Origin of the sequence: Maritalea mediterranea, assembly GCF_021568695.1 — a bacterium.
Lineage (GTDB): Bacteria > Pseudomonadota > Alphaproteobacteria > Rhizobiales > Devosiaceae > Maritalea > Maritalea mediterranea.
Window position 1 is genome coordinate 216,956 of the sequence record NZ_JAKGTI010000002.1, and the last position, 25,509, is coordinate 242,464.

The window sequence follows — 25,509 nt, forward strand, 5'->3', positions numbered from 1 at the left end:
CGCTCCGGACCTGATCCGGGGCCAACTCCACCATTCCTTGGCAATTTGATCCCGGCTCAAGGCCGGGATGGCCCGAGCAGCAACGGCAGTTATGGCAGTATTGCCCTAGAGCTTCCTCATGCAGCAGTTTTGTAGGAAGACATCTCCCACCGTCATTGCAAGACGTAATCTTGCAATCCATTTCACGACAACCCACGGCACGAAAGAGCCTATTCAACGCCAGCGCCGCCTCCCCCAACGTCACCCTAGGGCCTGACCCGAGGGTCCATGAAGAGTTGGCAACATGGGAAGCACGCGCCAAGTGCACGCCCACTGCGACAAGCGGAGCAGCGGCATGGATTGTCGGGTCAAGCCCGACAATGACGCTGAGAATAACAGAACGCAGGCCCTCAATGCAGAGAATAGAATTCCCTCCCCTCGATGGGGAGGGATAAAGGGTGGGGTGGGGTGGGGTGGGGCAATAAGCCTACCCCGCGACCGCCCCGGACTAGATCCGCGGCCAAATCACCGCCAGTACCCAAGCACTACCGCTGAGCCCCCCGCCGCGCCTTAACCCGCCGGATCAACTCCACCGCCTCCGCAGGCGGCTTCTGCTCCACCCGCAAATAATCCGATCCATCCCGATTGCGGGTCAGCAAACCCAGCCCAACCATCATCCGCCGCAACAGCGCTGCATCGCCAAAGCTGTGTACCTGATCCAGAAGCGCATTCACCTCGCGCTCATGCAAATGCTCGCCTTTAGGCAAAGCTGCCCAAAACAGCCAAATGCAATTCTCCTGCACCCGTCGGCGCGAGGGCCAGCGGTGCATCTCCCCAGCGGCATCAATATGCTGCAAACAGCGCGACACCAACGCATGATCCATCTGCGCGGTTTCTGCGCTATCCGCCATTTTCTGGCCGGACTTATGCGCCGCCCGCATATGTTGGAAATTACGAAACCCCGCCGCACGCGCCAGCATATTCATCAAGCTGAGATGGCTCGGCACCGCCACATCCTGGCTCAATTGCTTGGCTAAACTGCGAGAAAATTGAGAAATATCCGCTGCATAAAGCGGAATAGATTGCTTTATCATTTTACATTCCTAGCTGCCGCATCGAATGTCGTTGGTCGCTGACTTAACGACGCGGCATTGAATATAAAACCCAAATGCATTGCGTGAATTAAAGCAGATTTAGCACTCCAAACCCGGAGCAGCGACGCCTTGGCATTCTGCCAACCATGGGCAATGCTAGCGCAAACATTGGCGCAAAACAAGTGAATCAAATCACGAAACCTAGGGCGCAAATCATTGTCATCACATTACTTCTTACTGTAATCTGAGTACATATTTACAAGAAGTATAGCTATAAAAATGAAACTCGAAGAGACAATGCATCCAATCTGGAACGTTATATATTTCCTGATCCTAGCCTATCTTTTCCCAATATTTATTGTCCAACTCCTATTCCCGAGCTTCATTGATCCCATCCACGACTTCTTTGAGCCCTCCATTAAAATAGTTGTCCCCTCTCATTCTTTGAGTGTGGGCACAAGCACTGAGCAACTTTACACTAAACTTTTGGGGTACGAACTTGCGCGGGAAATGTCACAAATTCGTGCAATATATCAATATTTATTTTTAATCGGCATAGTCAGCTTTAGCCCGATTATTATGATAAACATTCGAGCAATTTTGATAAACGTCGCGAAGTTTAAGAAAATCCATTTGTTATACATCTTTGTGCCAATATCATTTATGTGCATTTGGATACTTTTTTATTCGGTAGACCCAGTTAGCGCAGAAGGTAGAGTTGACGATTTTAGACATAATCCAAAGGGACCCATGCCGACAATATTGATGTATCTATTCGCCGTAATCGGTCTTTGGTCTACCTTAGTGGTTCCAACAATATTTGTTGGCAGCATCATAAGGAGTTGGGTAAATCGAAGTTAGTCAGCTCTGGAAACGGAAAACGAAAATAGGGAACATTCAATTGCGCCCCCAACCCCTTGCCCCATAAAATAAAATCCCTACCTTAAAGGCAGCACTTAAGTTGAGGAATCCTGCCTGATGGCCAATTGGACCGATGAGACCCGCATCGCCCTGGATAATATGCGCGACAGCGTCACCGGCCTGTTTGTGCCCACAATCAGGCTAGGGGTGACTGGTCTATCCCGCGCGGGCAAAACCGTGTTCATCACCTCGATGATTCAAAATCTGATCGAGGGCGACAATCTCTCGCTGTTTGCACCGCTGGCCGAGGGGCGGCTGATTGGCGCGCAGCTCAGTCCGCACCCAAACGCCGCCATGCCGCGCTTTGCTTATGAGGAGCATTTGAAAGCCCTCAAAGGTGAAGATCGCCACTGGCCGCAATCCACCCGGCAGATTTCGCAAGTGCGGCTGATGCTCAAATTCCAGCCCGACCATTGGGCCACCGCCTGGGCCGGACCGCGCGAAGTGCATCTGGATATTGTCGATTACCCCGGCGAGTGGCTACTCGATTTGCCCCTGCTCGACAAAAACTATCGCGAATGGTCCGACGATGCGTTGCAGAAAGCCCACGCCCCCGCCCGCGCCAATATCGCGGAAGACTGGCTCAATCTGACCCTGAAGGCAGACGCCACCGCCCCGCTGGATGAAGAGATGGCCACGCGCCTCTCCAACGCCTTTAAAGCCTATTTGCAAGCCTGCCGCGCTGATGAACATGCCTTGAGCGCCCTGCCGCCCGGCCGCTTTCTGATGCCCGGCGATATGGACGGCTCGCCCGCCCTCACCTTTGCGCCATTGCCCGCGCCCGACGCGACGCCGAAAAGCGACAGCCTTTATGCGCAGATGGAGCGCCGCTATGAGGCGTATAAAAACATCGTCGTGCGCCCCTTCTTCCGTGATCATTTCGCCCGGCTGGACCGCCAAATCATTCTGGTCGACGCCCTCACCGCGCTCAATGCCGGCAGCGATGCGGTCAAAGATTTGGAAAAGGCCCTCAGCGAAATTTTGACCTGTTTTAAAACCGGCAACAATCCGCTTTGGACCCGCTTTTTCTCCACCCATATCGACAAGATCCTGTTCGCCGCCACCAAGGCAGACCATATGCCCCACACCAATCATGATCGGTTGGGCGATGTGCTCGGCCTGCTGGTCAAAGGTGCGCGCCAACGCGCCCATTATCAGGGGGCCGAAACCCAATCCATGGCCCTCGCTGCCATCCGCGCCACCCACGAGGGCGAGGTGGAGCATGAAGGCAAAATGCTCAAAACCATCATCGGCACGCCGCAAAAAGGCGAAAGCCTGGGCGACAAAAATTATGACGGCACCAGCGAAATCGCTCTATATCCCGGCAACTTACCGGAAAACCCGGACTCAATTTTTGAGGATGAGCAAAGCTATAAGGGCAAGCTGAAATTCCTGCGCTTCCGCCCACCTGTACTCGACAATGCCACCCGGCAAAAATCCGGCCTGCCGCATATCCGGCTAGACCGCGCGCTGAATTTCCTCTTGGGAGATAAATTGCAATGACCGATCCTTTTGCCGTCGATCTCTCCCCCAAGGACGAGAAGAAAAAGCCCGAACAAGACGAGCTTGGCCCGCTTGCCTTTGAGGTCGATCAGGCCATCAATGTCAGCACTGAGATTGAGCCGGAAGCAGACCTCGCCACCGCGCCAAAGCGCTCCTTTTGGCCGCGCCTGTTCTGGGGCAGCCTTACCTTGCTGGTCACCCTCGGCATCGGCCTGGCGCTCGAGCGACTGGTGCGTGATCTGTTCAGCGCCTATCCGGCCCTCGGCTATGTCGGCCTTGGCCTCGTGGCGCTGATGGTGGTCGCCTTATTGGCCCTCATCATCCGCGAGTTTCTCGGCCTCCGCCGCCTTAAAACCCTTGCCAAGCTGAAACATGAGGCCAGCGCCGCCCACACTGGCAAAAACCTGCCCGAGGCGCAAAAGGCAGTGCAGCAGCTCCGCACCATTTATGAGGGCAACCCGGCCATGGCCCGGCAACTGGCCGATTTTGACCGCCACGCCAAAGACATTCTGGATGGCGACCAATTGCTGGAATTTGCCGAACGCACCCTGCTCGTCCCGCTCGATGAAAAGGCCAAAGCCATCATCGCCAATTCGGCCCAGCGCATATCGCTGGTCACCGCGGTCAGCCCCCGCGCCTTTTTTGACATTATGTTCGTGCTCTATGAGGCCGCGCGCCTCACGCGCCGCATTGCCCAGCTGTATGGCGCCCGGCCTTCCTTTTTCGGCTTTATTGAAATGTCGAAATCGGTCATGGCCCATCTGGCGCTCACCGGCGGCATTGCCTTGGGCGACAGCGTGGTGCAGCAACTGCTGGGCCACGGCCTCGCCGCCCGCCTGTCCGCAAAGCTGGGCGAAGGGGTGATCAATGGCTTGATGACCGTGCGCGTCGGCATTGCCGCCATCGCGGTGATCCGCCCGCTGCCCTATATGCTGAAAAAAGGCCCCGCGGTCAGCGATTTCCTCCCCGCCCTCACCAAGCTGGCCAAAGAGCAGGATCAGACCAAAGGCCAATAGGCGCAGAACCCTTTTGCCCGCTTTTGCGCTTGACTGGTTGGACCAGTGCGCCTACTCCAAATCAATGAGCATCTTTGTCAAGCATCGCGCCTTCCTGCGCTCGCCCTATTTTATGCTGATCCTCATGGCCATCGCCATGCAGCTCAGCTTTGCCTCCTGGCAAAATTTCCTCAACAATTTCGCCCACGACAGGGCCGCCTTCACCGGCGCCGATATGGGCCTGTTGCAATCCATTCGGGAAATTCCGGGCTTCCTCGCCTTCACCGCGGTGTTTGTGTTGCTCCTTTTGCGCGAACAAACCTTTGCCCTGATCTCGCTGGCCCTTCTGGGCCTGGGCGTTGCCGTCACCGGCTATTTCCCCAGCCTCACGGGCCTGTTGATCACCACCTTCATCATGTCCGTCGGCTTTCATTATTATGAGACCATGAACCAGTCTTTGCAGCTGCAATGGCTGCCCAAAGAAACCGCCCCGCGCCAATTGGGCGTTATTCTCGCGGTCGGTTCGTTCGGGCAATTGATGGTGTTTGGCCTGATCATCTGGCTCTATCAATGGGCCGAACTGCCATATACGACCCTGTTCGCCATTTTTGGCGGCCTCACGCTGGCGCTGGTGGCCTTTATGGTGTTCTGGTTCCCGCAATTTAAGGAAGAAGTGCCGCAGATCAACAAGATCGTGCTGCGCAAACGCTATTGGCTTTATTACGCGCTCACCTTCATGTCCGGCGCCCGCCGCCAAATCTTTGTGGTGTTTGCCGCCTGGATGATGGTGGAAAAATTCGGCTTTGAGGTACACGAGGTCTCCATCCTCTTCCTCATCAATGTGGCGTTCAACATGTATTTCGCCCCCAAAATCGGCGCGGCCATCATCCGCTTTGGCGAACGCACCGCCCTCACCATTGAATATATCGGCCTGATTTTGGTGTTCACCGCCTATGCGTTCGTGAATGACCCGATCCTTGGCGCCAGCCTTTATGTGATCGACCATTTCTTCTTCGCACTGGCCATTGCGCTGAAAACCTATTTCCAAAAAATCGCCGACCCCCGCGACATGGCCCCCACCGCCTCCGTCGCCTTCACCATCAACCACATCGCCGCCGTGGTCATCCCGGTCGTCTTCGGCCTCATCTGGATCACCAACCCAGCAGCGGTGTTCCTCGCTGGCGCAGGCTTTGCGTTTATCTCGCTTTTGCTGGCCCGGCTCATCCCGCGTCATCCGATGGAAGGGCATGAGACGGTTTTGGGAAAGAAGGCAGTTGTTGTGGGGGAGTAGAGACGAGCTGAGTCTTCATAGCCCCTGTCTTCGATTTGGAGACTAAAACTCAAATTACAATTTCTAGCGGAGATTTAATTACTTCATTTGCTAGATTTCGGTTCAGAGAAAAAACACAATACAAAAACCAATGCCAACACAAAAGAACGCGAGATAGTCAGCCTTAGCTCTCTTTTTTGAGTACTCTTCCTCCTTACCCAACTCCTCATCAGCCCTACTTTGATCGAAGAATATCTTTGTAAAGGGATATCTGTACTTATACATATTTGTCCAATATCTATCGAAAAAGATAAGATATACAAACGGGACGAACACCAAAAAGGCCCCGATTATCAAGACAATATCTCTGATACCAAGCAAGAAATCACCTAATTATACCGCCAAAATATAGGATTAGATATTAGCAACCATAAGTTTCAGACACAACCAAAACTACCAGTTCCGGCAAGTCGCCTCCACCATCAACCACATCGCCGCCGTGGTCATCCCTGTCGTGTTCGGCCTCATCTGGATTCCCGCCTTCGCGGGAATGACGGTGGTGGGTGGCGTGGGGGCTGAGGAAAGCAATTGGTGCGCATGGCCGTTGCGACGATAGTGCCTTACAGGCAGTGTTAGTGGTTGCGGGGTTAGTGGTTGCGGGCCCCCTTACCCTCCCCGTCATCCTCGGGCTTGACCCGGGGATCCAGTTAAGCGCAAATCAAGGCATGAGCGCGTTTGTGTACATCATGGCCAGCCAGAGAAACGGCACATTATATGTGGGCGTGACCAATGATCTGGTGCGGCGCGTGTGGGAGCATCGCCAAGGTCAAGTGGATGGCTTCACAAAGCAGCATGGTGTGAAAATGCTCGTCCACTACGAGCAACACGACAATTTCGAAAGCGCCATCACCCGTGAGAAGGCGCTGAAGAAGTGGAACCGCAAGTGGAAGTTGAACCTCATTGAAAAAGGCAATCCGAATTGGAATGACCTTTATGATGAGGTGTGCCGATAGTCCCATCTGGATTCCCGACATATTATGCTCACGCCGGATGGCTTGGCGGGAATGACGGCGGTGGATGCGGGCAGCCCGTTCCCCTCCCCGACGTCACCCTCGGGCTTGACCCGAGGGTCCATGATGAGCTGGCCACGCAGGAAATGGGCGTATTCCCCCAAACTGTTGAATACTGCTTGTGTAGAGATGCGGACCGGAAAGCGAAGCGGACGTTAGCGCATCTCGCGCACCTTGCGGCAAGTGGAACGGCGTCATGGATACTCGGGTCAAGCCCGAGTATGACGACTGATGTGTGGTCGCAAAATGTACAATAAAACAACTTTAGGTTGACAATTGAAATCACACACAAACTTTCATTTCCGCAACCAATTGCAATCAACCCACTGAAAAACCGAAATAACTTCACCCACCAAAACCACCCCACCCACCACAATCCGTCACCCCGCCTCACAAACTTATCCCCGCCCCCAAAACCCGTGGTAAAATGCTGCCATCTTCTGCCCCACGCGGTTGTCGACGGACAACGGGGTATATCTGTTTCCCTGTCGCGCAGTCGGCAGGATGCCGCGCATCGGCGCAAGCAATGCGATCGCATTCACCCCTGTGCCGGGCCAGCCTGTCCGGCGAGAGGACAGCAAATGCGACCGTAGCGCCCGCTATCGGCCCTCTAATTGGCGGGGGTGTCGGGGTAGTGAGCGCAGCGAACGACGGCGTCGCGTAAAAATGCCGGGGGTGCCCAGCAGCCACGCGGCGTGAGCGCGTAAACTGCGAGCGAAGCGACCGCTATCGGCCCCTCAATATGGCGGGGGTGCCGGGGACGGGAGCCAGCCTGCGCGGCGTGAGCGCTGCAAAAGAGCGACCGGTGGCGGCAAGAAACAGACGAATGAAGAAGCGGTTGGTGGGCCGGACGCGGCGCACCGCGTCTTTGATTTGATTGCGCCCGACACCGAGGGCGGGCCACCCGGTGCAACGCACCGGGGCGGTCGGGACTATTGGGTAAGCACCCCACATAATCAGACCAAGGTGCGAAAAACGCCGCTGGCGCGAGACGTGAACGGTCTCAATTCTCTGCGCAACCACGAGCCCCGAAACGTCTCGTGCCCCGCAAACCTTGTCCCCTGAATGCGTGCCGCATGTCAGGCGCTTTGGTGTGTCTGCGCGAATGTGAACGGAAGCGGAATTGATCCCGGCTCAAGGCCGGGATGGTCGAGGGGGATGTGATGGAGCACTTGATCCACCGCCCAGAAAACGCCGGTGAGGCGCACCAATCGGCGGGGATGTCGGGGTAGTGAGCGTAGCGAACGACGGCGACACGTAACAATGCCAAGCATGTTTTGGCAAAGCACCAACCACCCTCACCGCGTCATTGCAAGACTTGATCTTGCAATCCATTTGAGTAGTCGGCTTGTAGGAGCGCAGGTGAATAAACCGCCGCCACCTCAGCAAGCGGACAAGTGAAATGGACCCCAAGATCAAGTCTTGGGGTGACGGCGGTGTGTGTGGCTGGTGTCGCGGAAAGCATTGGCGCGTGGCACCAATCGGCGGGGGTGCCGGGGACGGGAGCGCAGCGACCGGTGGCGGCAAGAAAAATGGCGGGGTTTCGGGGTAGTGAGCGGTGGCGGCGCGTAGTAATGCCGGGGGTGCCGGGCCAGCCTGCGCGGCGCGGGCGCTAAAAAAGAGACACCGGTGGCGGCGCATAAAAAATGCCCCACAAGCGCAAACGCCGGGGGGGCACCTAAACAAGGCTTGGGCGGCCAGCCCGGCGCACTTTTGCGCCGCGCCGTCGCAGGTTAGCTGGCCGGTGCGAGGCACCGACCAGCGCTCAACCGTGAGACAAACTCATGCAACCTCGGCGTCGGGCTTTGCGCTCGGCGCCAGAGACACTTTTAATCCATCGAGCTCTTCGCTCATCAGAATTTGACAGGAAAGGCGCGAATTGTCCTCAACATCAGGCACCATGTCGAGCATGTCCTCCTCCTCGTCCGAGGCGGCGTGGAGTTTGTCCTGCCAGTCGGGATCAACAAACACATGGCAAGTTGCACACGCACATGCGCCACCGCATTCGGCTTTGATGGGCAAGCCCCAATCGCGGATCACTTCCATGACGCGCCAGCCTTCCAGCGCTTCCAGCTCATGTTCCTTGCCATTATGATCGGTGACGTAAATATGCATTATTTCACCCCAAGCTTTTTCTGCAGTTTGGTGGAAGAGGTTGTGTATTGGAACACAACTTTTTCATCCGGGTGGATGATTTTCTTGGCCGCCTGCGCCATCAGCGCCGCTTCATGGAAGCCCGACAAAATCAGCTTCAACTTGCCCGGATAGTAATTGATGTCGCCAATCGCAAAAATGCCCTCTTCGGATGTGGCGAACTTTTCCGTGTCCACCTCGATCAGGTTTTCATGCAGATTGAGGCCCCAATTGGCCACCGGACCCAGCTTCATGGTGAGGCCGAAGAAAGGCATCAAACGGGTCGCCGGCAGGCTTTTTTCGCCGTCAGCATTTTTGATGTTCACCGCGCTGATCTGGCCGTTTTCGCCCTCAAGCGAGGCGATTTGGCCCAGCTCAAAGTTGATTTTGCCTTCTTCCACCAAGGCGCGCATTTTGTTCACGCTGTCGGTGTGGGCGCGAAAGCTGTCGCGACGGTGCACCAGCGTCAGGCTTTTGGCCAAAGGCGCAAGGTTCAAGGTCCAGTCGAGCGCGCTGTCGCCGCCGCCAACAATCACGATATCATGATCGCGGAAATCATCCATTTTGCGCACGGCATAGAAAACAGACGTGTTTTCATAGTCTTCAATGTTCGGCACAGGCGGACGCTTTGGCTGGAACGAACCACCACCCGCAGCAATCACCACAACCTTACACCGGAATGTTTCACCCGCATCGGTTTTCACCAGATAGTCGCCTTTGTCCTGCTTTTCCAGCTCATTGACCATGCGATTATAGTGATAGGTCGGGCCAAACGGCTCCGCCTGTTTCAGCAAATTATCGGTCAGCTCTTGCCCGGAAATTTCGGGAAAGGCTGGAATGTCATAGATCGGCTTTTCCGGATAAAGCTCAGCGCATTGGCCGCCCGGCTTGTCCAGAATGTCAATCAAATGGCATTTGATGTCCAGAAGGCCCAGTTCAAACACCGCAAAAAGTCCAACAGGACCCGCACCGATAATCACCACATCGGTGACGATCTCTTGTTCGCTCATTTATTCACTCACTTCGTGTCTTATTCCAGGCGCTGGACCGCCTGCGGTTTAAAGGGTGCTGGACCACCCCAAAAAGATTATTTCACCCGCCGCAAGAAAGGGCGTGTGCCCGCGGGCACCTCAATGTCGCGGCCTGTGGGCTGCATAAACACTGAAACACCTGCAATGGCATCGTTTTCTAGTGCGTTTCGCGTTGGTCCGTCAACAACCACCAGGCTGTCAAAGCCGCACCGGCGCAAAAACTGCACCTGGTCAGTCAATATGTCGCCCCGGGCGCGCAGTTCGCCCTCAAAGCCATATCGCTCACGCAACAGGCGGGCGGAAGAATATCCACGACCATCAGCGAATTTGGGAAACTCAACCGCAATCGCCGAAAAGCGGTTCGCATCGTCACCGACCTGGTGCACATCGTCACCCGGCTCCACAATCAGACCAATGGCCCCATTGCTGCTCAAAATCCGCTCCTTATGCTCAAGATACAGCGCAAACGGCACAAAGACATGATCAAGATCAATCAGCGCTTCATCTTCCGCAAGATCACGCCATTGATCTACAACAAATTGACCGTCCTTAAAAAGCGTCTTCATGCTCTGTCCCTTGGCCTGCGGCTTCGCGATTTTGCCGCTCACATCAAAATGAATTCCACATTCGGTTTTGTCGCGCCCGCGCCAGCGACCGGAGCGAGGGTCTTCCCCCTCCTTCACGATTGAGGTACACGGCGCACAACCGATAGACAAATAGCCCGCATTAAACAAGGGATGCGGCGGCAGATTATGCTCGGCGCGATAGGCTTTCACATCCTCAAAATCCCAATAAGCCAACGGGTTGACCTTGATGCGTTCGTCGCTGGTCAACTCAAAATGCGGCAGCACCCCGCGATCATTGGTTTGAAAGCGCTTACGCCCGGTCACCCAGCCACCATAACCCTTCAAGGCCGCTTCAAGCGGCTCGGTTTTGCGAATGTGGCAGCAGCTATCAGGATCGGTCTGCCAAAGGTCACCCTTCGGATCAAACCGCTCCAAATCGCTGGTGTCGGGCTCCAGAAACCGCACATTGGTCAGGCCAAGATGCTTTTTCATGGTCTCGACATATTCAAGCGTTTCGGGGAAATGCTTGCCGGTTTCTAAAAACAGGACTTCTTGATGCGGATTGATCTGCGCAACCATATGCAGCAGCACAGAAGAATCCGCGCCGAAAGAAGAGACCATCGCGATGGGGTGCGAGGTCAATTCTTCCAGCGCATGGCGCAACACGCTCAGCGCGTCACGCTCATCAAACATGCCGTTCAGCGCCACCAGCTCCAAGTCGCTGATGCGCTCTTTAGGCGTGAAAGCTTCGGCGGTGTTCACATTAGCCATAAAGCGCCTCCTTAAACGGGGCTTCGCCCAGCCGGCGGAACGCATCCAGGAATGGTTCGTCCGCACTTTCGCGCCGGTCCATATAAACGTTCAATAGCTTTTCAAGCGCGTCAGGCACCTCATCACCCGTGACCCCGCGGCCCAGAATGTTGCCGACAGCAGCCTGCTCAGTGGCATCACCACCCACGGTGATCTGATAAAGCTCGGTGCCCTTTTTCTCCACGCCGAGAATACCGATATGGCCCACATGATGGTGGCCACAGGCGTTGATGCAGCCAGAAATTTTGACCTTCAACTCACCAAATTCGTCCTCACGATCGGCAAAGCGCTTGGCAATATCCTGCGCAATCGGGATCGAACGCGCATTGGCCAGGGCACAATAATCAAGCCCGGGGCATGCAATAATGTCAGAGATCAAACCGGCATTGCCTTCGGCGAGCCCAATCTCGACCAAACGCTCATAGATGGCACGCACATCTGATTTTTTCACATGCGGCAAGACCAAATTCTGCTCGTGACTCACGCGCAGCTCGTCAAAGCTATAGTCGCGAGCCAACTCGGCGATGGCATCCATCTGCTCGTCGGTCGCGTCACCGGGCACCTCACCCACTGATTTCAACGAGACGGTAATGGATGTGTAGCCGGGCTGGCGGTGCTTAAACAGGTTGCGCTTCAAGAACTTCGCATATTGCGCATTCTCCAAGGCATGTTGCTCCGCGTCCAACACATCGTCCGCATCGGCAGCGAACGGCGGTGCGGCGAAATAAGTCGAAATCCGGTCCAGCTCGTCCTGCGGCAGGGTCAACACCCCGTCCTTCAGTTGTGCAAACTCGGCTTCAACTTCCTCACGAATTTGATCAATGCCGGTTTCGTGCACCAAAATCTTGATCCGCGCCTTATATTTATTGTCGCGACGCCCATGCAGATTGTAGACCCGCAAAATCGCTTCCAGATAGGCCAGCAAATCTTCGTGCGGCACGAAATCATTAATTTCCTTACCAACCATTGGCGTCCGGCCCAAACCGCCGCCCACAAAGATGCGCCAGCCAACCTGACCGTTTTTTTCATTGGCCATCAAGCCAATATCGTGGAACTTCACTGCGGCACGGTCCTGCGGTGCGCCAGTGATGGCGATTTTAAACTTACGCGGCAGGAACGAGAATTCCGGATGCAAGCTCGACCATTGACGAATGATCTCAGCCACCGGGCGTGGATCAATGATCTCGTCATGGGCCGCACCGGCAAACTGATCGGTCGTCACATTGCGAATGCAGTTGCCTGAGGTTTGAATGGCGTGCATTTCAACTTCCGCCAATTCCTCAAGAATTTTCGGCACGTCCTGCAATTTCGGCCAGTTATACTGGATATTCTGCCGCGTGGTGAAATGGCCATAGCCCCGGTCATAAGTGCGGGCGATATGCGCCAATTTGTGCATCTGGCGCGAATTCAGCGTGCCATAAGGCACCGCCACCCGCAGCATATAGGCGTGCAGTTGCAGATAGAGACCGTTCATCAAGCGCAACGGGCGGAATTGATCTTCAGTCAATTCACCCGCGATGCGGCGTTTTACCTGATCAGAAAACTGAGCCGTCCGCTCGCGAACAAAGGCTGCGTCAAATTCATCATAGCGATACATAGTCAGCCTCACTTAAATGCTGACGTCCATAATTGCCCACGGTCGGGCCCTTGGCGCGGATCTCCTCGCGCAACCGATTGGTGCGCACAATTTTGTTGTCTTCGCGTTCAACGGGGATCGCCTCAAGGCTCATCACCCGGTCCTTCTTGGCGGTTGCATCCAGTACCGCGTCCAATTCAGGCGCCTTGTCGTCAAACACTTCTGCCTGCTGCAAATCCATGCCCCAGCGATCTTCGCCATAATAATAAATGACGGCGCCGGACAGCAGTTCATTGCCGGTAATAACTTTCATTGCCCCACCCTATGCCACTTGCAATGTTTGAGGAATTTGCGCCTCAAACTGTTGCCAATTACCACTCGCAATCGCTTCACCAATGAAAACGATCGCCGGCCCTTCGGCCAATTGTTCTTTCAGTTGCGCCGCCCCGGCCAGAGTGCCGAAATAGCGAGAGCTGTTTTCACGCCCGGCATTCACCACAACACCCACCGGTGTTGATCCGGTCAAGCCTTCAGCGATCAACTGATCAGCCACCTCGTCAATAATCGATTTGCCCATATAAATACCCAGCGAAATGCCGGATTTGGCCAGGCTCGCCCAATGGGTCACCACTTGATTGTCGGCCCCATGTGCCGTGGCGAACACAATGCCGGAAGACACGTTGCGCAAGGTCACCGGCGTTTCACTGTCCGCGGCTGCGGCCAGCGCCGAAGTGATGCCCGGCACAATGTCAAAGTCCACATTGTTGGCCCGCAGATGCGCGATCTCCTCGCCGGCGCGGCCAAAGATCATCGGATCGCCAGATTTCAACCGCACAACACGCTTGCCCTGTTTGGCGAAGTCCACAAGCATCTGATTGATGCGCTTCTGGGTGAAAGAATGACGACCCTTGGCCTTGCCCACAGCGACACGTTCCGCATCACGGCGGCCCATTTCCACAATCACATCCGGCACCAACTGGTCATGCACAATCACATCAGCGCTTTGCAGCACCCGTTGCGCCCGCAAGGTAAGCAAATCTTCGGCGCCCGGACCGGCACCAACCAGATGCACGAACCCTTCACCCTCGGCGCGCGCCTGCATCAACCAATCGGCGAACAAATGCGCGTCCTGATCGCGATCATCGGCCACGAGCTGCTCATATTTCGGCGACGCCAGCAAATCCTGATAGAACTTACGGCGCTGATCACCTGAATGAATCGTTTGCTCCACCTTGTCGCGCAACCCGCCGGTAAACTTCACAATTTTCCCCAAAGACAATGGCAACAAGGCCTCTATTTTTGCCCGCACCAAACGCGCCATCACCGGCGCTTCCCCTTCTGAGGAGATCGCGACGGACAAGGGCGCCCGGTCGACAATTGCCGGCGTGTAAAAATCGCATTCGTCAGGCTTGTCGACGACATTTAAAGGAATGCTGTGAGCGCGCGCTGCTGCCTTGGCCAAATCCGCATCCGGCCCTTCATCACCTGAAAACACCATCGCCGCGCCATCCAACAGGTCATCTGTGAAGGGCTGCTCGAGAACTGTGACGTCCAGGCCAGAGAAATCAGCAAAAATCTTGCGCGCCACTACAATGGTGTGCGCATCCGTCTTGGCCGCCAACCGGGCTTTCGCCAAAGCTTCCGGGCCGCCACCGGCAATCACAATTTTTTTGCCCCGCACCTTCATGGATACTGGGAAAATGCCAAGTTTGGTCATCATCGCGCCTCATTTAAATCTGGGACTTAAAATAATCGAGGGGCGAACTATTGCCAAGCTACTGAAATAAAATAGCTTTTTTATTTCCCCTTTGGCAGGGAAAAGGAGAAAACCCAACCCAAAAAGAAAGGGACGGTGAGTATTTTAAACTCACAATCCGCCCCTTTAATAGAATTTTTGCGCCAAATGGCGATTTTGGAAAAAGAATTCTATGCCTGTTCTTCCGGCACATGAACCACCAAGCCATCCAACTCGTCGCTCACCTTGATCTGGCAGGACAAGCGGCTGCGATCATTCACGTCAAATGCAAAATCCAACATGTCTTCTTCCATCATGGATGGGCCGCCTGTGACACTGATCCACTCTGGGTCCACATAAACGTGACAGGTCGCGCAGGTGCATGCGCCGCCGCATTCGGCCACGATGCCGGGCACCGCATTGCGAATAGCATTTTCCATAACGGTGGAGCCGTTTTCTGCCTCCACCTCATGCTTGGTGCCATTGGCTTCAACATATGTGATTTTTGCCATTAACATTTCCCCTAACTGTGTTCTGCCGCCATATAGCGCTCCCGCGCAACAATGACAACCTCCAGCACAGTCAAGTAAGACTTAGTGACCCAAAATATCGTCAATAAAGTGCAAGGTCTCGGCAACAGTCTTTGCCAATTGCGTATAGATATCGGCGATATGTCCGCCATTCTCGCGCAAATCCACTTCAGCAGCCTTGCTCAATTCGGCAATGGAGACCGCTCCCACCCCCAAAGCAGCTGACCGCATGGAATGCAAATTGATGACCAAGTTAGGCAAAGCTTTCGCCTTGTGCCAATCCGGCTCAAACTTGCGCAATTGCGTCCGATAAAGCTGCAAAATATCGCTCTCAAGCGCTTTATTCCCCATTGTCTGACGAGCCAGAAAGGCCAAATCAATGGCCCGACGGTGCGGATTATGACGAATAATGTTTGCGACCATTGGGTCTGTTGCCAGCTCGCCCATTAGGGAACGCTCCTTACATTTTCAAACTATCCACAGCCTATCAAACAAGCCTGAATCAAGCTTTAAAGCCCGTAAGTTGCGGCTTGGACTATGAAATTTTAATCATAGCTCCACTTGCGCGTTAACTAATTTTTAATAAAAATGTCTCGATCGCCTTCAATTGGTGTATAAAGGCATGATACCAACGTTCGGCGGCGTTGGGTACTGTGGCCCGAAATGCATTATATTTTAATGCTTTATTAAGTTCCGGAGGACGCTCCGGGTGTGTTCAAAATGCACAAAACTTGCCTCAGCTCACCCTAAGTTCGCCGGGCATTGTGCGGACGCAAAAGGTAGTATTGAGTATGGCAAAGAATAAAAACTCCTCCAATGATCCAGCCACGCTGGCGTTTTCCGCAGTGGAGAGCGCTCTGGAGTCCCAAACCGGTGCCGATGCAAAATCGGAAAAAGCGCAGAAGCTGGACAAAGCCACCTCTAACGAAGACAAGCGGAGCCGCAGCACGCGGTCCAGCGAGAATCGCTCACGCTCGGCCGAGCGCATTGCCAGTCGTGCGGCCAACGTGGCCAACGATGACAGGTCGTCGGCAGCCGGCATCCTTTATTCCATGCAATCCAAGCCCTCCACCACGCCATACTGGTTGGCGGCTTTGGCAACACTTTGCTGGATCGCGATCATTGGCACACTCGGCTATATGCGTTTCGGCGCGGATTTGGCCAACATGGAGCTCACAACTCTTGCTCAAACGCCCGACTTTGCAGGATTCTCTGCCCTCCTGCTGATTCCAATTGTCGCCTTCTTCGCCATTGCACTCATAGTGCGTCGTGCCCAAGATTTGCGTTTGGCCGCTTCTTCCATGACACAGGCCGCGTTGCGCTTGACCGAACCCGAATCAACTGCCACGGCACAGATCACAACTGTCGGTCAGGCCGTGCGTCGCGAAGTGAACGCCATCGGCGATGGGTTGGAACGGGCTCTCTCCCGCGCGGGTGAGCTGGAAGTGATGGTTCACAACGAAGTGAACTCGCTTGAGCGCACCTATGCGGACAACGAACTGCGCATGCGCGCGCTGATCGAAGAGTTGGCCAACCAACGCAATGCTGTGGTGACCAATTCAGAACGGGTCCGTGAAGCGATCTCTGACGTGCATTCAGGTTTTGCTCAGAAATTGGACGAAGTCGGGAGCTCTGTGGTCGATAAGTTGCGCACAACAGGCGGTGAAATCACCCAGTCTATCGCTGGCCAAGGCGACCACATCACCAGTGCTTTTAAGGAACAGTCTGACAGGTTTGAGAACACCATCGTGAATCGCCGCACAGATCTTGTCGCGGCTTTGGACGAGAGCACCGATAAATTTAACATCGTGGTGGATGACCGCACGGCTGCAATGGTGTCGGCGCTGGCCGAACAAAGCGCACAGTTTGACGACACACTGGCGCGGCGTGCGGATGATTTGGCCGACAAGGTGGCCAACCGCACCGAACAATTAAACGATACGCTTTCTGCCCACAGCGAAAGCTTTGATCAAACTCTTGCTATGCGCTCGGATGAGTTGTCTGAAAAAGTTGCGATGCGTACGGAAGAGCTGGGCACCACCCTCTCAGAGCAGAATGAACGTTTTGACAAGACTTTAGTGGAACGTACAGAGCAGCTTTCTAGTGAAGTTGCGGACCGGACAGCCCGCCTCAATCAGGTGTTGAGCGCCCGTGCCAACAATTTCAGTGAAACGCTCGATAGCAAACGCGACGAGCTGGATACACTGCTCAACGAGCGTACAACCTACATGCTCGACGCCTTTGGCGAACGCCACACCAATCTGGCCGAAACCATTGATGAGCGCACCAACGCCCTCAATGAGGTGCTGGCGCGCGGGTCCAGCAGCTTTAGCGAAAATGTCGATGAACGGATCGCCCGTCTGACAAAGTCGCTGGAGGATGGCACATCAGAACTCAGCAGCGTGATCGAAGAGCGCACAAATATGTTGTCAGGTGTTCTGCGTGCATCAAGCGAATCCGTGTTGGTAGACCTCAATTTGCGCGGTGAGGAAATCACCAGCAATATGGAAAATGTGGGCTCCAATCTGGCCTCCAAAATTTTGCAAAATGCTGAATATGCCCAACGCACCCTTTCTGACTTCGGGGCCGGTGTCGACGAGAGCATTTCAATCCAGACCAACAATCTGGAAAGCGCCGTGCAATCTGCGCTGCTGCAACTGGGCGGTACATTGGACGAAAGGGCAAACGAAGCTCGCGAACTGCTGGCCAATGCTGGCCAGGACACCATCGCACAGCTCACCAGCCGTGTGGATGAAGTCGCTGTAATCTTGGACAGCCGCTTGCATTCCATGGACGAAATTATGAGCGAGAAAGGCGAACGTCTGATCACCACGCTCAATGAAAATGAGCAAGGCTTCAAGCAGCACGCTCAATCGCTTGAAAGCACGATCAATCAGCGCACATCCGAATTCAATACAGTGCTGCAAACCAGCGCGGCGGATTTGGACGCCACCATGCGCAACCGCACCAAGGAACTGGGCACCACATTTGAAAAATCGGGTCAGTTCTTCCGCGAAAGCATCGATGAGAGCTTGCGGGATGTAAACGAAACCATGGAAAGCCGCACCAATCATGTGTCGCAAATGATTGAGGAGCAAGTGGCGCGTGTAAACGACAATTTGGGCAACCAGATTGATGCAGCCATCGCTCGTTTGTCAGACGCTGAAACCGGCGTGGCAGGAAAGGTCACTGATGCCGTCTCCAACATCGAGGCAAGCACCGAGACCTTGGCAGGTCGCGTAGAAGACGCGGTCAGCAGCTCTGCAGGCCTGTTTGAAAAAGCCACGAGCGAGCTGGATCAAACCATCGGTAGCCGTCTATCAGCCACAGAGCAGCGCTTGTCAGCTGCGGCAAACAACATTTCAAGCTCGATGCAGGAACGCGCGCAAGAGGCTGAAGAACGGATCACGGCGGCCACGCAAAGCCTGTCTGATGCGATGGAAGCCCGCACACGCGGCAGCGAAGAGCGCATGTTGGCGGCGACGCAAAACATGTCATCATCGCTTGAAGAGCGAGCAAAAGACGCGGAGGAGCGCATTGCTGGCGCCACTGAAGGGCTATCAAGCTCAATCGAGGCACGTGTCGCGGAAAGCGAAGAGCGTTTGTCACTTTCAGCTGAACACCTATCGCGCACCATCGATGACAAGCTGGGCACCCTGCCGAACGCCATCGCCCAACGCGCCAACGAGACCGCCACACGCCTGAGCGAAATGAACTCGGCCGTTACCGAAAGTCTCAATAAGGCATTGGGCAATGTGGACAGCGGGGCCAACCGGATTGTGACCGCGCTTGATGAGAAACTCACCGGCCTGACCGGCGACATCTCATCAGATGTCGAGAAAACAGCCTCTCGGATGGACCTTGTGATCCGAGGTGCGATGGAGCAATTGCACGCTGCTTCTACTGCCATGGAAGAGCTCGTGTCCGTGCGTGCCGTCAACACGGCAGAAGAACTGAGCGACAAAGCCCGCGCCATGAACCAAGTGGTGGCGGTGCAATCCGACACCTTGTCAAAATTGATCGACAAGAAAACGAACGATATCGAGCAACGTCTGGCCAATCAGCAAAATCTGTTGCGCAGCGCATTGGAAGAAAACGCCCGCGGTGCCGAAGAGATTATGGCCTACTCTACCTCACGAATTGAGGAAGATGTCACACGCGCTCTCGCAAAACTGAACGACTCCAACATGCTGCTGCAGCAAGTGCTGGAATCTTCAACCACCAATTTGGCAACCCTCGAAGATGGCGTGGCCAAACACACAGCGCGCTATTCCGATGCCGTTCGCGAAGCGCTGGCCGGCACAGACGATGCAGGCCGCTTGATGGGTGAGCATGTAAATGCGCTGCAAAGCACCATCAATGGTTTGCTTGCCGAAGTGGGCGAAATCAAGCACGTGTTGGACGGTCAAGCTTCCGGCTTTACCAACGCAGCGAAAGAACTCACCGACGCGTCTATCGTCACCGTGGACACCATTGAAGGTGGCCGCACAGCCATGGATGCCCTTGTGGAAGGCTTCACCAAGCGTGCCGAGGAAATCGACGCCCGCTTGCGCACATTTGCCAAGTCACTATCTGACACGGTGGCTGAAACAGAGGGTCGCATCGCCGAAACTCAGGAGAACCTGACCCAAACTGTGAACAGCGCCTCCAACACGGTTTCAAGCAATCTGCGTGATTTGACCGAGACCGCCGGGGTGGAAAGCCAGCGCGCGTCCACAGCACTGCAGCAGGCACAAAAGTCGCTGATTGACGAGATGCAAGCATCAATCAAAACTGCGGTTGAGCGCTTCAATGAGACCTCCAAAGCCATGCGCCTGACAGCAAAAGAGTTGAGCGAAGAGTTGAACTCGACCCGCTCTGAATTGCAACGTGGCGTCATGGAACTGCCTGAGGAAACAAAAGCCAGCGCAGCCGCAATGCGACAGGTGGTGGCAGAGCAAATCGAAGCGCTTGAAGAATTGAACAAAATCGTCAATGCACAGCCGGTTGCACCACGGTCAACGCCAACGACTGCGACGGCGACGCCAACCCTTGAACAACGGCCGACTACGCCACAGCGGGATCTATCGCGCGCTGCTGCTGCACCACGTGCAGAAGCGCCCCGCACGGAACCAACGCCGCAGCCCACTCCAGCGCGTCAAGAACCACCACGTCAGCCGCAAGCACAGCGCCAAGAGCGTCCACTTGCACCGACACCGGCACAGCCAAAACCGACGCCTGCACCGACCCGCAATGACGACGCCTTTGAGGATGACATCTCATCCGAACAATTGGCGGCGTTGCTGGAGAAGCAGATCGAAGAGCAGGACGCGCGCGCCGCAGAGGCGGAACGCAAAAAAGCGGCACAACAACAGGCCCCCGCTGCACCGCAGCGGCCAGCTGCCACGGCTGCCAAAGAAAAAGATGAAGAAGGCAGCTGGGTGCGCAGCCTGTTGCGCAATGCCTCTGCCAATCAGCAGGCCAGCAGCGCACGCCGCGGCGGCAACCTCAAGAACCTAACCGCGGAGATGGTTGAGGCGGTTGACCACAAGACCCTTGTGGATGCATGGCGCCGATACCAAAACGGGGAAAGCGGCGTGTTCTCTCGTCGACTTTACACTTTGTCCGGTCAGAGCATTTTTGATGATGTACGCAACGCCCTGAAGCAAGATCAGGAATTTGCAGGCACGGCAAAAGACTTCATGGCCGAATTTGAGCATTTGTTGCGCGATGCGGCAAGCGGAGCGGACCCTGTGCGCGACACCCAAGCCTTGCTGACATCGGATCGAGGCAAGATCTACACGATGTTAGCCCATGCTCAAGGTCGCTTAAACTAGAGAGACGATCGGCCATCTATCAAACAAAAACGGCGCTCCATAAGGGGCGCCGTTTTCTTTTGCGGTGGATCGATTGAAGGCGAGACCTCTATGCCTCGCGCCGTGGGTTGACCAAGAGCAACGACACCAGCACCAGTACCCCACCGAGGCCAGCTAAAAGAGCCGATAAAAAGAAAGTTGGCGCGCCAAACACGGCAAAAACCAACCCGAACACAGCAATGAAGGTGGCAAGACTGGCCTGCGACACAACATGCACCATGCTCTGCGCTTCAGCCGCAAAGCTGTCTGCAGTCCAATTGGCAACAAAATTCAACGTGCCAAGATAGGTGATACCAAAGCTGATGGCGTGCAGCAATTGCAACAGGAAAAAGCCCCACACCGGCAGATCAAACCCCATGCCGACCCAACGCACACAAGTCACCGCTGCGGCAAAAATCAGCAGATGTCGGGCTGAAAATCGCTTGGCCACCCGGGCAAACACAAAAAAGGTCAGGATTTCGGCCGCCGACCCGATGGCCCAAAGTGGACCAATGATCGTGGATGGAAGGCCGACCTGGTCCCATAAGATTGAGCCAAAAGCATAAAGCGGCCCATGTGAGGCCACAATAAAGGCCGAGCCCAATATTGCGAACGCAAACCAAGGTCGAAAGACATGATTGAATTGCTGGGCTTGCAGCGGATGCGGCGGCGGCACATGCTTTCTCTCGCCGGTCTTTAGGTGTTTATCTTCGGGCGCCTCCGAACGAAATCTCGGCAATTGTAGCGACATCAGCCCGCGCATCAGACAAAAGCTGACGAAAAGCGGCAAAAACAATCCGACCCCGGACAAATCCAGCATCCAGCCAGAGAAAAGATTGGCGGCCACGTAGCCCCCCGTGCCCCACACCCGGATCATGGCAAAATCAATATTGCGGCGGCGCGACATCCGCACCGTTGCGGCATCGGTGACGGGTGCCCCCACCATGAAGGGCAGAACCGTCAGGGTCCAGCAAAACAGGATGGCCCAAAACCCATCAGCGAAAAACAAGGTGGTGGACGCCAAACCTGACAAAACGCTGGCCGCAACAATCACCTGCCGCCAATCGCTGGCTTTGTCGGCGATCCGCCCAACAAAGATGTTGATCAACACCATGCACCAAATGGGAACAGAATTGATCAAGCCGACTTGAGAGTCGCTCAACCCCTGTGATTTGAGCCACAGGGGCAGAAACGGCACGGCGATGCCGACCGCCAGAAATTTGAAAGCATAAAAGCTGGAAGCGCGCCCTTGATGGGACAAGAGCGCTTCGCGCATAGAAAACAACATGAGGGACAACCTTTAAACACGACCCGCCAAGGTTGCGCTGATTTGTCCCGACTGACAAGTCCAAAGGATTGAATTTGGTCTCAGCTTAAATCTAGGCCGATCAGGCGGCTTTTTCCTGACCGTCAAACGCAGGCACCAAATAGCGCCTAAACAGCTCTGCACAGCTCGCCCAGCTATATTTAAGCGCATGCGCGCGGGCATTGGCCCGGTCCAATTTCAGCGCATATTGAACAGCAAGCGCCAAGTTCTCATCCATCACACCGGCGTTGGGATCCGTCAGTACATCGATTGGCCCCATCACCGGATAGGCCGCAACGGGCACGCCGCAAGCCATCGCTTCCAGCATCACATTGCCAAAAGTGTCGGTTTTGGAAGGAAACACAAAGACATCAGCGCTTTGATAATGCGCGGTCAATTCCGCACCCTGTTTGCGCCCGACAAAATGGGCATGAGGGTATTTTGCCTCCAACTCGGCGCGCTGCGGCCCGTCGCCGACCACAATTTTGGTGCCCGGTACATCCAACTTTAAAAAGGCTTCGACATTTTTTTCCACCGCCACACGCCCCACACACACCAGATGAGGGCCCGGCAAATCTTGATAGACCGATTTTGGCCCCGGCGTGAACCGATCCGCGTCAACGCCCCTCGTCCATTCAACAACGTGTTGAAATTCTTTATCTTTCAGATCCTCAACAACGGTGCGCGTAGGCGCCAATGTGTGGGCTGCCGCATCGTGAAACCAGCGCAAATAAGCGTATGACCATTCACAAGGCACCGGCAATCGTGCGGCCACATATTCGGGAAAACGTGTGTGATAGCTGGTGGTGAAGGCCAAATGATGGGTCGTGCAATAATGGCGGGCCAAGAGCCCAAGAGGACCTTCTGTCGCAATATGAATATTGTGTGGGGCAAACCCTTCTATAATCTCGCCAATTTCGCCCAACGAGGCCAGCGACAAGCGTATTTCCGGATAGGTGGGCATGGGCATGGTCCAAAACCGTTCCGGGGTGAGGTACTCCACCTCATAACCGATTGTCCGAAGCTCCTGCCCCACCTTGTCCAAACAGCGTACAACGCCGTTAACTTGCGGGTGCCAGGCATCGGTGACAATCAGCAGGCGTGTCATGCTGCTTCACGCGCCTTTTTTCGGCGCCCCTCACGGTTAGGTGTGGTCGCCATATCGGTCCAGCGGATCAACTCAAATTCCCCGTCATGATTTTCAACAATCGCGGTGCAGCTTTCCACCCAATCGCCGGTGTTTATATAACGGGTACCGTAGGTATCGTGCATGTCCGCATGGTGAATATGACCACAGATAACCCCATCCACACCGGTTTCCTTGGCCTCATGAGCCAAAGCTTCTTCGTAACGGCCGATAAAACTGACCGCGTTTTTGACCTTGTGCTTGGCCCACGCGGAAAGCGACCAATAGTTCAGTCCTAACTTCCGGCGCACCCAATTGACCAATATATTAACGCGCAATGCCGTGTTGTAAGCCCAGTCGCCCACATGAGCCAGCCATTTGGCGTGGCGCACCACGACATCAAACTGATCTCCGTGAATAACAAGATATTGCTTGCCGTCAGCGCCATGGTGGATCACGCGATCAACGATCTCTATATCGCCAAAATGAGTACCCAGATAATCACGTAAAAACTCATCATGATTGCCCGGCAAATAAACAATGCGGGCACCTTTGCGCGCTTTGCGCAATAGCTTTTGCGCCAAAATGTTGTAAGTGGTGGGCCAATACCAAGACTTCTGCAATCGCCAGCCATCAATAATGTCGCCGACAAGATAAATGGTCTCTGCATCATGCACGCGCAAGAAATTTATTAATTGCTCCACCCGAATATTCCGCATGCCCAAATGGACATCAGAAATAAACAAGGCCTTCACATGCCGGGTTTCTTCATTTTGCATCATCGTTCTTACGCTCACCCTCCATTCGCGCCAGATTATTTAACTCGATTCCGGCGTCATTTTTGTGACAGCATAACGCGATGAACCGCCCGGCGCAAAATTTGCACGCCTATAGTCTTGCCTTCAGGCCCACAATGCGCCTGTAGCTGCGCTCAATCATTTGCGCGAATGCCGGGTCACGCTCGGCTTCACTCACCAATAGATTGATAATCTTGTCTGGCAATTCAAGGCTGGGCTCGCGCGTATTGGAAAAAAGCAGAATATCATTGCCCGCTCGCACGGCGGCCAACACCGCTTCCTTGAAGCCATAATGCTCGGTGATTGCACCCATTTCTAAATCATCGGAGACCACCACCCCGTCAAAGCCCAGCCCTTGCCGCAACACCCCGTCAATCGCCACCGACGAAAGACTAGCCGGATAATCATTCTGCGCCGCTTCAGCAAAACTTTTATGATAGAGATGCCCCACCATCACCAATTGGGCCAGATTCTGACCAATCAATTTCTGATAGGGCTCGTATTCGGTATCGCGCCAAGTTGTGGAAATATCCGCAAAGCCCAAATGGCTGTCGGCCTGGCTGGAGCCATGGCCCGGAAAGTGTTTTAGCGCCGTGAGAACCCCTGCTGCCTTATGCCCGCGCACAAAGGCTGCCGCATAATCGGCAACCACCTCTGGATCAGCGGAAAAAGAGCGGCCAAATTTGGCAATGATGGGATTGTTGCGATTGACATTCACATCCACCACAGGGCCAAAATTGATGTTGAATCCCAAACTCGCCAACCGCCGCGCCAAATCCTCATATAGCGCTTGCGCCGCTTGAAGGCTCAACGACTTGGCAACATCCTCCGCGCTTGCGATCTCCGCAAAACCGACTGATTTGGTCAATCGCTCTACTTTGCCACCCTCTTGGTCTATGGCGATCAACAAAGGCAAGTTCGCCGGCGCTGCAGCCTGCCAATCGGCATTCTTTTGCTTAACGGTGCCCACGGCGGCCACATTATATTTCAAGTAAAGCACACCGCCAATTTTGCCCTGTTCTGTCAGGCGCTTAATGCCATTGTGCCACTGGCCAGAGGCTTGGTCGCCCTGAAAACCAATCATCACCATTTGGCCGGCCATATCGCGCAAAGATTGCGCATGGGCAGGCAAGCTGAAACTGGCCAGCATGATCGAAAAAATTAGGAAAAGTCTCATCTACACCGCTCTGAGAATCAAAAAAATCTTTATGCAAAAGGAATATGCCGGAATTG

General features: G+C 54.8%; 18 protein-coding genes. 5 read left to right on the forward strand and 13 right to left on the reverse strand.

The window, feature by feature from the left end; genetic code table 11:
- Window positions 1–524: 524 nt before the first annotated feature.
- The gene (locus L1I42_RS10120; RefSeq protein ID WP_236114407.1) at window positions 525–1,073 is read right to left on the reverse strand and encodes a DUF2087 domain-containing protein; all 549 of its coding nucleotides are present in this window, start codon (window positions 1,071–1,073) and stop codon (window positions 525–527) included.
- Between the two features lie 978 nt (window positions 1,074–2,051).
- On the opposite strand from L1I42_RS10120, the gene L1I42_RS10125 reads away from it, so the two are divergent.
- The 4 genes from L1I42_RS10125 to L1I42_RS10140 all read left to right on the forward strand — a co-directional run bounded on the left by L1I42_RS10125 (window position 2,052) and on the right by L1I42_RS10140 (window position 6,775).
- Complete coding sequence (locus L1I42_RS10125) at window positions 2,052–3,497, forward strand: YcjX family GTP-binding protein (RefSeq protein WP_236114408.1); 1,446 nt, start codon at window positions 2,052–2,054, stop codon at window positions 3,495–3,497.
- Window positions 3,494–4,513, forward strand: a complete 1,020-nt coding sequence (locus L1I42_RS10130) for a YcjF family protein (protein ID WP_236114409.1) — start codon at window positions 3,494–3,496, stop codon at window positions 4,511–4,513. The genes L1I42_RS10125 and L1I42_RS10130 overlap by 4 nt, the downstream gene beginning before the upstream one ends.
- Before the next feature lie 64 nt (window positions 4,514–4,577).
- On the forward strand, window positions 4,578–5,783 hold the full coding sequence (locus tag L1I42_RS10135; protein WP_236114410.1) for an MFS transporter: 1,206 nt from the start codon (window positions 4,578–4,580) through the stop codon (window positions 5,781–5,783).
- A 704-nt stretch (window positions 5,784–6,487) separates the two neighbouring features.
- The gene (locus L1I42_RS10140; protein ID WP_236114411.1) at window positions 6,488–6,775 is read left to right on the forward strand and encodes a GIY-YIG nuclease family protein; all 288 of its coding nucleotides are present in this window, start codon (window positions 6,488–6,490) and stop codon (window positions 6,773–6,775) included.
- 1,839 nt (window positions 6,776–8,614) lie between these two features.
- Here the strand turns inward: L1I42_RS10140 and L1I42_RS10145 are convergent.
- The 8 genes from L1I42_RS10145 to L1I42_RS10180 all read right to left on the reverse strand — a co-directional run bounded on the left by L1I42_RS10145 (window position 8,615) and on the right by L1I42_RS10180 (window position 15,660).
- Window positions 8,615–8,947 carry a 2Fe-2S iron-sulfur cluster-binding protein gene (locus L1I42_RS10145; RefSeq protein WP_236114412.1) on the reverse strand — a complete coding sequence of 111 codons (333 nt, stop codon included), beginning with the start codon at window positions 8,945–8,947 and terminating at the stop codon, window positions 8,615–8,617.
- Window positions 8,947–9,975 (reverse strand): NAD(P)/FAD-dependent oxidoreductase, encoded by a 1,029-nt coding sequence (locus L1I42_RS10150; protein ID WP_236114413.1) that lies wholly within the window; start codon window positions 9,973–9,975, stop codon window positions 8,947–8,949. Before L1I42_RS10150 ends, L1I42_RS10145 begins: the two co-directional genes overlap by 1 nt.
- Window positions 9,976–10,052: 77 nt before the next feature.
- Window positions 10,053–11,333, reverse strand: coding sequence for a phosphoadenylyl-sulfate reductase (locus L1I42_RS10155; protein WP_236114414.1), 1,281 nt, complete (start codon window positions 11,331–11,333; stop codon window positions 10,053–10,055).
- Window positions 11,326–12,969 carry a nitrite/sulfite reductase gene (locus L1I42_RS10160; RefSeq protein ID WP_236114415.1) on the reverse strand — a complete coding sequence of 548 codons (1,644 nt, stop codon included), beginning with the start codon at window positions 12,967–12,969 and terminating at the stop codon, window positions 11,326–11,328. Before L1I42_RS10160 ends, L1I42_RS10155 begins: the two co-directional genes overlap by 8 nt.
- A complete protein-coding gene (locus L1I42_RS10165; protein WP_236114416.1) occupies window positions 12,956–13,261 on the reverse strand; it encodes a DUF2849 domain-containing protein in 306 nt (101 codons plus the stop codon). The genes L1I42_RS10160 and L1I42_RS10165 overlap by 14 nt, the downstream gene beginning before the upstream one ends.
- Window positions 13,262–13,270: 9 nt before the next feature.
- Window positions 13,271–14,665, reverse strand: coding sequence for a siroheme synthase CysG (gene cysG, locus L1I42_RS10170; protein WP_439651501.1), 1,395 nt, complete (start codon window positions 14,663–14,665; stop codon window positions 13,271–13,273).
- Window positions 14,666–14,874: 209 nt separating this feature from the next.
- Window positions 14,875–15,195: a 2Fe-2S iron-sulfur cluster-binding protein gene (locus tag L1I42_RS10175; protein ID WP_236114418.1), complete on the reverse strand. Its 321-nt coding sequence runs from the start codon at window positions 15,193–15,195 to the stop codon at window positions 14,875–14,877.
- Between the two features lie 81 nt (window positions 15,196–15,276).
- Complete coding sequence (locus tag L1I42_RS10180) at window positions 15,277–15,660, reverse strand: hypothetical protein (protein ID WP_236114419.1); 384 nt, start codon at window positions 15,658–15,660, stop codon at window positions 15,277–15,279.
- A gap of 344 nt (window positions 15,661–16,004) precedes the next feature.
- Between L1I42_RS10180 and L1I42_RS10185 the strand changes: the two genes are divergently transcribed.
- Window positions 16,005–21,029, forward strand: coding sequence for an apolipoprotein A-IV repeat region-like domain-containing protein (locus L1I42_RS10185; protein ID WP_236114420.1), 5,025 nt, complete (start codon window positions 16,005–16,007; stop codon window positions 21,027–21,029).
- 88 nt (window positions 21,030–21,117) lie between these two features.
- Here L1I42_RS10185 and L1I42_RS10190 read toward each other — a convergent pair whose 3' ends face one another.
- The 4 genes from L1I42_RS10190 to L1I42_RS10205 all read right to left on the reverse strand — a co-directional run bounded on the left by L1I42_RS10190 (window position 21,118) and on the right by L1I42_RS10205 (window position 25,453).
- Window positions 21,118–22,335: an MFS transporter gene (locus tag L1I42_RS10190; RefSeq protein WP_236114421.1), complete on the reverse strand. Its 1,218-nt coding sequence runs from the start codon at window positions 22,333–22,335 to the stop codon at window positions 21,118–21,120.
- Window positions 22,336–22,435: 100 nt separating this feature from the next.
- Window positions 22,436–23,461 (reverse strand): glycosyltransferase family 4 protein, encoded by a 1,026-nt coding sequence (locus L1I42_RS10195; RefSeq protein ID WP_236114422.1) that lies wholly within the window; start codon window positions 23,459–23,461, stop codon window positions 22,436–22,438.
- A complete protein-coding gene (locus tag L1I42_RS10200) occupies window positions 23,458–24,261 on the reverse strand; it encodes a UDP-2,3-diacylglucosamine diphosphatase (RefSeq protein ID WP_236114423.1) in 804 nt (267 codons plus the stop codon). The genes L1I42_RS10195 and L1I42_RS10200 overlap by 4 nt, the downstream gene beginning before the upstream one ends.
- 106 nt (window positions 24,262–24,367) lie before the next feature.
- Window positions 24,368–25,453, reverse strand: coding sequence for a glycoside hydrolase family 3 N-terminal domain-containing protein (locus L1I42_RS10205; protein ID WP_236114424.1), 1,086 nt, complete (start codon window positions 25,451–25,453; stop codon window positions 24,368–24,370).
- Window positions 25,454–25,509: the final 56 nt, after the last annotated feature.

Bases quoted from the DNA above. Each gene is read 5' to 3' on its own strand.
- L1I42_RS10120 (WP_236114407.1), bottom strand. From the start codon at position 1,073: ATGATAAAGCAATCTATTCCGCTTTATGCAGCGGATATTTCTCAATTT.
- L1I42_RS10125 (WP_236114408.1), top strand. From the start codon at position 2,052: ATGGCCAATTGGACCGATGAGACCCGCATCGCCCTGGATAATATGCGC.
- L1I42_RS10130 (WP_236114409.1), top strand. From the start codon at position 3,494: ATGACCGATCCTTTTGCCGTCGATCTCTCCCCCAAGGACGAGAAGAAA.
- L1I42_RS10135 (WP_236114410.1), top strand. From the start codon at position 4,578: ATGAGCATCTTTGTCAAGCATCGCGCCTTCCTGCGCTCGCCCTATTTT.
- L1I42_RS10140 (WP_236114411.1), top strand. From the start codon at position 6,488: ATGAGCGCGTTTGTGTACATCATGGCCAGCCAGAGAAACGGCACATTA.
- L1I42_RS10145 (WP_236114412.1), bottom strand. From the start codon at position 8,947: ATGCATATTTACGTCACCGATCATAATGGCAAGGAACATGAGCTGGAA.
- L1I42_RS10150 (WP_236114413.1), bottom strand. From the start codon at position 9,975: ATGAGCGAACAAGAGATCGTCACCGATGTGGTGATTATCGGTGCGGGT.
- L1I42_RS10155 (WP_236114414.1), bottom strand. From the start codon at position 11,333: ATGGCTAATGTGAACACCGCCGAAGCTTTCACGCCTAAAGAGCGCATC.
- L1I42_RS10160 (WP_236114415.1), bottom strand. From the start codon at position 12,969: ATGTATCGCTATGATGAATTTGACGCAGCCTTTGTTCGCGAGCGGACG.
- L1I42_RS10165 (WP_236114416.1), bottom strand. From the start codon at position 13,261: ATGAAAGTTATTACCGGCAATGAACTGCTGTCCGGCGCCGTCATTTAT.
- cysG (WP_439651501.1), bottom strand. From the start codon at position 14,665: ATGACCAAACTTGGCATTTTCCCAGTATCCATGAAGGTGCGGGGCAAA.
- L1I42_RS10175 (WP_236114418.1), bottom strand. From the start codon at position 15,195: ATGGCAAAAATCACATATGTTGAAGCCAATGGCACCAAGCATGAGGTG.
- L1I42_RS10180 (WP_236114419.1), bottom strand. From the start codon at position 15,660: ATGGGCGAGCTGGCAACAGACCCAATGGTCGCAAACATTATTCGTCAT.
- L1I42_RS10185 (WP_236114420.1), top strand. From the start codon at position 16,005: ATGGCAAAGAATAAAAACTCCTCCAATGATCCAGCCACGCTGGCGTTT.
- L1I42_RS10190 (WP_236114421.1), bottom strand. From the start codon at position 22,335: ATGTTGTTTTCTATGCGCGAAGCGCTCTTGTCCCATCAAGGGCGCGCT.
- L1I42_RS10195 (WP_236114422.1), bottom strand. From the start codon at position 23,461: ATGACACGCCTGCTGATTGTCACCGATGCCTGGCACCCGCAAGTTAAC.
- L1I42_RS10200 (WP_236114423.1), bottom strand. From the start codon at position 24,261: ATGATGCAAAATGAAGAAACCCGGCATGTGAAGGCCTTGTTTATTTCT.
- L1I42_RS10205 (WP_236114424.1), bottom strand. From the start codon at position 25,453: ATGAGACTTTTCCTAATTTTTTCGATCATGCTGGCCAGTTTCAGCTTG.